We start from the raw sequence: 7,160 nt of genomic DNA on the forward strand, positions 1-7,160 counted from the left end.
ATTCTTTTTTACTTAAGTGAATTATTAAAGGGATTAACGATTGATTTTAAGCTTGGCGGGTTCTTAACACAATTGAAAAAATTGGAGCGAGAAAGATTCCAAAAATGAGTTTCTTTAAAAAGGAATCAAATATTAGGCTCGATTTAGTGATTTTGTCGAGTGAGGCCAGTTGCTCAGAAAAGTAAATTTCAGGGTCAGTTTCAACCCCTTGCAATATCATGTCCTTCCTCAATTCCATATCTGATTTAGCGGTTTCAATAAACAGATTGAGGAAGTCAGGCTCTATCCATTGCATAAACACAAGATAAAACACAGCAAAAACAAATGCGATAGTACTATAACATATAAAGCCAAGGCTCATCCCATGGTAGAACCTTAATTCACCGTTGTTGTAGTTAGACCTGAAGTCCTTTATGGCAAGAAAGGAGAACAGACCCACTATTAGAATGTCCAACATAAATGAGATGAGATTTCTCCAAGGCTGTTGACCTAAATAAAAAAAGACAAGGAATGCCACAATGGCCATGAGCCCACCTGCCAATCCATACCTAAATGAAATCCTCGGAATTACCGGATTAATCTTCATAATTATTGAGGCAAAGCTCCCCTTTATTTATAACACCGATCACTGTTCCTTCAAGTGTCTGATCGAAAACTGGTGATGCCACCGACTTAGAAGCGTTGGTTTTCGTATTCAATGCCCACTTCTTTTTTGGACTAAAAAGCGTAAGGCAGGCATCGGCTCCTTCTTCAATTTTAGGCACTTCTAAGCCGAGTATTTCTCTTGGCTTGGTAGTAAACCGATCAATGACACTATCTAGTTTATTACCCAGTGCATCATTCGCAATACTATAAAAAGCCTGTTGGTTGGTTGACCCGAAGTCCGCGAGATCAAACTCTAGTTTCTTGCCTTCTTCATCATGAGGGTTGTGGTCCGTAACCACAACATCAATGGTACCATCCAAAACACCTTGAATAAGTGCTTCTCTATCTTCTTCCAGCCTATAGGGTGGATTAACTTTTAGGTTTGTATCGTACTGCTCCAAGTCTTGATCAGTAAACTTAAGGTAATTGACACCTACATCACAAGTCACACTCAGTCCGTTAGCCTTAGCCTTTCTAATCAAATCCACGCTCTCCTTAGTCGAGATTAGGCTAAAGTGAATCTTTCCACCGGCATACTCCAGTAATTTCAAATCTCTTTGAATCATAATTGATTCTGAAAGAGCTGGCATTCCCTTAAGTCCAAGTACGGTACTCACATGGCCTTCATTCATATGGCCAAATGCTGTCAAATGCTGATCCTCTGGCCTGTTGATTAAAAGGCCATCAAACTTTTGTAAATACTGAAGTGCCTTCAATAGTATATCAGTATGCCAAATGGTTTTCAAACCATCAGTAAATGCAATGGCCCCAGCGTGATATAAATCTATCATTTCTGTTAGCTCTTTACCTTCACAATCAATAGTAACAGCTGCCATAGGGTGAAGGCTCACTGGCGATACTTTGTTGTGCTTCTGATAGTAAACAACGCTATTCTTTGTACTGACTACTGGGTTTGTATTTGGCAATAGGACTACATCTGTAAACCCTCCTGATAATGCCGATTGTGTACCACTATCCACATCTTCTTTGTGTTCAAAACCTGGGTCATTATAATGGGCACGCATATCGAACCATCCAATACTCAGTTTTAAACCCTCAGAAGTCACCACTTGACCATCAAAATCAATATGGTCAGAGATCTTCTTGATCTTTCCATTTGAGATTAGTACGTCCTTGGTGGATTTGTGAAGGGGAGAATCAGGGTGCAGAATTTCAGCAGCACGAATCAAAAATTCCATGCTACAAATATCGGATTAATATTATTTCTAAAAAAAGAAAAAGCAAAGCCCCTAACAACGCATACTTCCAAAGTGGTATTCCGTCAATACCTGAACGAATTTCCTCCCTAACAGATTGGCCTCCATCCCCATTCAACAAGGTTATGCTGGGCGAGGCACTGAGTTCTTCTAGATAATCAAAATCTATGGTATGAACATTCGATTCCTCCTTCGGTATATTGAAGGCCAAAGTGCCAACTACCTGATTATTCAACACCAATTCATAGTGCCCAGCCAATATTTGGTCCTTTGGGATTTCCATAATCAACCGGTTCTCTTCTTGTCTTTGGTCAGGAATTAGTAAAACTTCCCCTCTTCGTAATTCATAAATATTACTTCTATCCTGACCATTAATGGGGTATACAATGGTTTCATCATCCGTGCTATAGTATAAATTGGACAGGTTCGCCTTACTACCAAGTGCTAGCTTGTACAATACTGGAACAAAAAGTGCATGATTCGGAAATGAAGTAATGCTTTCATCGAAACTACTCGAAAAGAAGAATAAGCTGCCATTGCTCAATACCTTGGACAAAAACGAGCGACCGTTTTTGAAGCTTAAATAAGGGAGCTCTTCATTAATCAACCTAAAATAAACTCTTGCATTAGGCATCTCTAGATTTTGAGAATTCTCCACAAACACGCCTTCGAAAAATGGGTTCTCATAATCAGGAACTTCCAAGTCGACTCTCTGTCGCGTATCGCCTGTAACTCTCAAACCAAGTCTATTCAGCTCGCTGGAAGTCGATTGCCTTGAAGGAACTACCAAAACCGTCTTACCATCATCGATTGAATTGGAGATAGCGTTAGTCAATTGATTTGTGTATGAAGACAGTTGGTTGATGAGAATAAAATCCGCTGCTTCTATTTTTTGATTATCCAATGAATTGGCATTCACTCTTTCAAACTGAAACAACTCGTTGTCCTCAAACAATGACGACACATATGATGGTGTTCCTGATTGATATACTTCAAGTACTCGAATTTTATCCAGTTGATTAATTGCCAAATAGTAGTCGTTGTCAAAGGCCAAGCCAGGATCGTCTATGGAGATCCTTATTCTGTCCATGCCTTGGTCTATGGCAGGTATTTCAAAATCGTAATTGGCTAAAAGATTATCCTCAAAACTCACCTGGCTGGTACCTGAAAGTCTATCATCTAGGTAGAGTTTCACGTTTACTCGATCGGTACTCCTATCATTTCTTCTCAAACGAATGCGCAAGAGGTTTGTCACACTGCCCGACAGAAAAGTGTTTTGGAGATATACACTGTCTATGTAGACATTGCTATACTCAGAACCCGATACCGGAACTAAAAAATAATTACTTGTAGTGTCAGATTGCAAAGAACTTAAACCTGTATTGTCCTGAAAGTCCGATACAAAGTAGACGTCCCCCTTGATGCCCTGTCCGGTTTGCCTGTTGGCAATCTCCTGAAAACTTCGATCAACCCCAACTTGCTGGATTTCAGTAAGATTATCAGTTAAGGTTGACCTTGTAAACTCGGTGGCAATAGAGTTGGCGTATGCGTTCTCAATAAAGCGAAAAACTGTTCCGTCAGGATAGGCGTTGACTAAATCCTGCGTGAGGCTATAGGCATTGTCAAATGCCGTTTGTTGGCCATTATCCTTTACAGAAAGGCTGAGCGAATTATCCAGATAAATAAGAACTTCATCTTGCAAACTAAGGTCATTCTCCTTGTTCTTGTAGACAGGTCTAGCGAATGTCAGAACTAAAAAAATCACTCCCAGAATTCTTGAAATAAGTATCAAAAGTTCAACAGGCTTTCTTTTAGCAGAGCTCTCTTCCTTAACCCTTTTTAATAATGAAGTATTGGAAAACTCAACCCTTTTAACCCTTCTTAAGTTAAACAGGTGAATAATTATCGGAATTGCTACCGCAAGGAGACCCCATAAAACATTGGGGTTAAGAAAATTGATGACTGCAAGCATTAGGAACTTGAAAGGCTTTGAGGTTCAACTCTAAAGACATAACTACGTAATTTAAGTAACTTTATGTTCAAGAATTTGCGAAAATTCTTCGAATGGAATACACATTCATAATTCATGATGCTTTTTCAGAAGGTTAATTCACATAGCGTTCGCTTACTCCTAATCAACTTTACTTTCTGGTTATTCATCACCTTGATTTCGGCAACGCAACTATACGTCCGTTTCCAGGATAGCTACGATGGCGGTTGGTCAAACTTTGTATGGAGGCAATCTGTTGTTTGGGTTGGCTGGGCAGTTCTCACGCCATTTATATTTTACTTGGTAAAGCGGATTAAAAACGAACACCGTCTGCGAAGTGGCTTAATCCACTTCGGCTATGCTGTTGGTTTTACATTGGTTTATTCGGTCATTCTAAGCGTGCTCAGTCAGATATTTTTCAATCCTGAGACTCCTATGTTAGATTTCATAAAAATGAACCTAACTACCAGTGCCGCTGCCAATTTGTTGGTTTACCTACTCATAGCTGCCTTTAGTATGCTGATTATCTTTTATCAAAAAGCTAAACTGGGCAAAGAGCGACAGTTACAGCTAGACTTAGAAGTTCAGTCCTTGGAAAAACAACTCTTGTCTGCTCACTTAGAGACTTTAAAGGCACAAATCCAGCCACACTTCCTTTTTAACTCCTTACACTCTATAGCCTCATTGATTAGGAAAAACGAGCTGACATTGGCAACAGAAACCATCGCTACCCTAAGCGAACTCCTAAGGGCCACTCTACGAAATCAGGAAAAGAATATGATAAGCCTAGAAGAAGAGATGGAGCTTATCGCCAAGTATTTGGCAGTAGAAAAAATTAGGTTTGGCGATATGTTGAGTATCCAAGTCAGCATTGATGAAGACGCTAAGAATGTGCCGATACCTGCATTTATTTCACAACCTATTGTAGAGAATAGCTTCAAACACGCCTTTAAAACAACAGATGATGCTTCATTGAAAATTTCAGCGGAATTGAGTGGCTCTCAACTTATACTTCTGATAGAAGATAACGGTTCCAATCTCTCAGGTAGCTGGGAGCAAGTGACTCATGCCGGAATGGGAATCAAGAATGTTAGACAAAGACTATCTACCGTCTATGGAGTTTCGGCAAGTTTCTCTTTGCTGGAAAGTGAGAAAGGAAATACTATTGCCAAATTTGAAATTCCAATAAGTCCAGCTTTCAATGAATGATTTCCATTACAAAGTGTTAATTGTCGATGACGAACCTCTTGCCCAAGACTCTATCAAGATACTCTTGGAGAAAGTGAAGGACTGTAATATTGTTGGCATAGCATCCAATGGAAAAGATGCTTTGAATCAAATTTTGACACTTGAACCCCATATAGTATTTATGGATATTCAGATGCCCCATTTGTTGGGTACTGAAGTAGTGGAACAACTAAGCCATCAGGCAAATACCTACTTCATTTTTGTAACTGCTTTTGACGACCAAGCTGTCAAGGCTTTTGAACTAAATGCCCTAGATTACTTGCTAAAACCCTATACAGATCAGAGATTTTATCAGAGTTTAAATAAGGCTAAGGCCCATTGCAGATCAAATGGCGTTGTCCGGTCACTTGGTGATCTAAATTCTATTAATCAAGTACCACAGAGAAAATATCGAACTGAATTTGCCATTAAATCGGTGGGGAAAATTGAGATTGTTCCTCTCTCGGATGTCATATATCTAGTTTCATCTGGAAACTACATAGAAGTAAATACGACTGATAGAAAGTATCTCATGCGAGGAACAATTGGTCAATTAGAAAAAGGATTGGACCCTGAGCTTTTTGTCAGAATTCACAGATCCAGCATTGTTAGAAAAACCGAGATTAAAGAACTACAGAACTATTTCAATGGTGAATATTTGGTGATACTGAAAAATGGTCATCAACTTAAACTCAGCAGATCCTATAAAAGTGCTCTTAAGATGATTGTCAGTTTAGACTAACAACATTCCACCAGAATCGGGCACTTTATCACATACTCTACACATAAGGACCCTTTCTTCCAACCACACTCCTCTTTCTCAGTAAACCTTGAGAAACATTTATCACTATGCTAAAATATATATTCTGTCTTTTATTCTGTGGAATACTCATTCAGTCAAATGCCCAAAACTTCAGTATTGACAACGAGCACACCGCTGTTACTTCAAAGGTTCAACGGTTTGGAACAGTCGATGTAGTAGGTCGCTTTAATAAAGTTGAAGGTACTATTACCTACGATTCAGATCCTTCCAAAATATCAGCTGATGTCACAATCTCTGTTGATAGCTATACGAGCAATAGTTTGGGTGGTGAACAAGCGGTTAAAGGCCCGGCTTTTTTAGACTCTTCTAACTACCCCCACATCAAGTTTAAGAGTCAATCCGTTACGAAACAAGGAGGCCAATTCATAATGAAAGGGGAATTGACCATTCATGGAACTACTAATACCGTTGAGTTGCCCTTCAAGCTAGTTGAACCTGCTAAAGGACCTAGAGGCTTCAATACAATGGCTGTGTTTGCTACTTTGATAATTAACCGACAAGACTATGGTGTTACTTTTTCCAGAAAACTTCCTAATGGAAACCCACTTATTGGGAATGAAGTTAAGATCGAATTGAATGTACTTGCCATAGAAGAATAGAGGATGATAATCACCTTAGTGCAGTTAATACTATCCTTAGTTTTAGCACACTCTCAGGAGTCTGCTAAAACTTTTGATATCAATTCAACTAACACTGAAATTTCATTTACCGCCAAGCATTTTGGAATATTAAATGTCAGTGGAGAATTCACAGAATTTAAAGGCTCAATCGTCTTGAATGGAAGTTTGGTCAAGAAGGTATTAGTAGAAATCAATGCAAATACCATCAATACTGGGAACAAGAATCGTGATAAAAGTTTAAAGACGGACGTTTTTCTGAACCCTGAAGCCTATCCAGTCATTCGTTACGAATCAAATGACAACAAAAATCCACATACTATAGAAGGTACCTTAAGCATTAAAAACTCTTCTAACCTTGCCTTATTAATATATGAAACGAAGCAAGAAGGTCAATCCTTAGTATTATCAGGAAACTGCACAATTAAAAGGGATGATTTTGATTTAGATTTTGGAACTATGAATGACCTCGTTTCCAATGAGGTAAGAATTGAGGTCTCAATAAAGCTGCCTTTCTAGCCATTACTAAGATTTAGCCACTCTTGTGCATAAAAAAACCCTTATCGTCTATGATAAGGGTTTTAATAATAATCTGGCGACTACTTACTCTCCCACCGGTAAAGGCAGTACCATCAGCGCAA

The 7,160-nt window shown here is 38.9% G+C and carries 7 protein-coding genes; 4 read left to right on the forward strand and 3 right to left on the reverse strand.

The annotated features are described in order from the left end of the window. Positions 1–46: 46 nt before the first annotated feature. Genes J4E76_RS17315 through J4E76_RS17325 form a run of 3 tightly spaced genes read right to left on the reverse strand, consistent with a single transcriptional unit; the run spans position 47 to position 3,834 of the window. Positions 47–586: a DUF4199 domain-containing protein gene (locus tag J4E76_RS17315; RefSeq protein WP_208506040.1), complete on the reverse strand. Its 540-nt coding sequence runs from the start codon at positions 584–586 to the stop codon at positions 47–49. Beyond that, positions 576–1,844 carry a dihydroorotase family protein gene (locus J4E76_RS17320; RefSeq protein WP_208506041.1) on the reverse strand — a complete coding sequence of 423 codons (1,269 nt, stop codon included), beginning with the start codon at positions 1,842–1,844 and terminating at the stop codon, positions 576–578. Before J4E76_RS17320 ends, J4E76_RS17315 begins: the two co-directional genes overlap by 11 nt. A 1-nt stretch (position 1,845) precedes the next feature. Next, complete coding sequence (locus J4E76_RS17325; protein WP_208506042.1) at positions 1,846–3,834, reverse strand: BatA domain-containing protein; 1,989 nt, start codon at positions 3,832–3,834, stop codon at positions 1,846–1,848. A gap of 117 nt (positions 3,835–3,951) precedes the next feature. On the opposite strand from J4E76_RS17325, the gene J4E76_RS17330 reads away from it, so the two are divergent. The 4 genes from J4E76_RS17330 to J4E76_RS17345 all read left to right on the forward strand — a co-directional run bounded on the left by J4E76_RS17330 (position 3,952) and on the right by J4E76_RS17345 (position 7,038). Next, a complete protein-coding gene (locus J4E76_RS17330) occupies positions 3,952–5,061 on the forward strand; it encodes a sensor histidine kinase (RefSeq protein WP_208506043.1) in 1,110 nt (369 codons plus the stop codon). Continuing rightward, positions 5,054–5,821 carry a LytTR family DNA-binding domain-containing protein gene (locus J4E76_RS17335; protein WP_208506044.1) on the forward strand — a complete coding sequence of 256 codons (768 nt, stop codon included), beginning with the start codon at positions 5,054–5,056 and terminating at the stop codon, positions 5,819–5,821. Before J4E76_RS17330 ends, J4E76_RS17335 begins: the two co-directional genes overlap by 8 nt. 107 nt (positions 5,822–5,928) lie before the next feature. Continuing rightward, positions 5,929–6,501 (forward strand): YceI family protein, encoded by a 573-nt coding sequence (locus J4E76_RS17340; RefSeq protein ID WP_208506045.1) that lies wholly within the window; start codon positions 5,929–5,931, stop codon positions 6,499–6,501. Positions 6,502–6,504: 3 nt separating this feature from the next. Beyond that, the gene (locus J4E76_RS17345) at positions 6,505–7,038 is read left to right on the forward strand and encodes a YceI family protein (RefSeq protein WP_208506046.1); all 534 of its coding nucleotides are present in this window, start codon (positions 6,505–6,507) and stop codon (positions 7,036–7,038) included. The last annotated feature ends 122 nt before the right edge of the window (positions 7,039–7,160 follow it).

Source organism: Roseivirga sp. E12, assembly GCF_017592825.1.
Classification (GTDB): domain Bacteria; phylum Bacteroidota; class Bacteroidia; order Cytophagales; family Cyclobacteriaceae; genus Roseivirga.

What these genes read in the sequence shown, in the direction of transcription:
- J4E76_RS17315 (WP_208506040.1), bottom strand. Translation starts at nt 586, where the DNA reads ATGAAGATTAATCCGGTAATTCCGAGGATTTCATTTAGGTATGGATTG.
- J4E76_RS17320 (WP_208506041.1), bottom strand. Translation starts at nt 1,844, where the DNA reads ATGGAATTTTTGATTCGTGCTGCTGAAATTCTGCACCCTGATTCTCCC.
- J4E76_RS17325 (WP_208506042.1), bottom strand. Translation starts at nt 3,834, where the DNA reads ATGCTTGCAGTCATCAATTTTCTTAACCCCAATGTTTTATGGGGTCTC.
- J4E76_RS17330 (WP_208506043.1), top strand. Translation starts at nt 3,952, where the DNA reads ATGCTTTTTCAGAAGGTTAATTCACATAGCGTTCGCTTACTCCTAATC.
- J4E76_RS17335 (WP_208506044.1), top strand. Translation starts at nt 5,054, where the DNA reads ATGAATGATTTCCATTACAAAGTGTTAATTGTCGATGACGAACCTCTT.
- J4E76_RS17340 (WP_208506045.1), top strand. Translation starts at nt 5,929, where the DNA reads ATGCTAAAATATATATTCTGTCTTTTATTCTGTGGAATACTCATTCAG.
- J4E76_RS17345 (WP_208506046.1), top strand. Translation starts at nt 6,505, where the DNA reads ATGATAATCACCTTAGTGCAGTTAATACTATCCTTAGTTTTAGCACAC.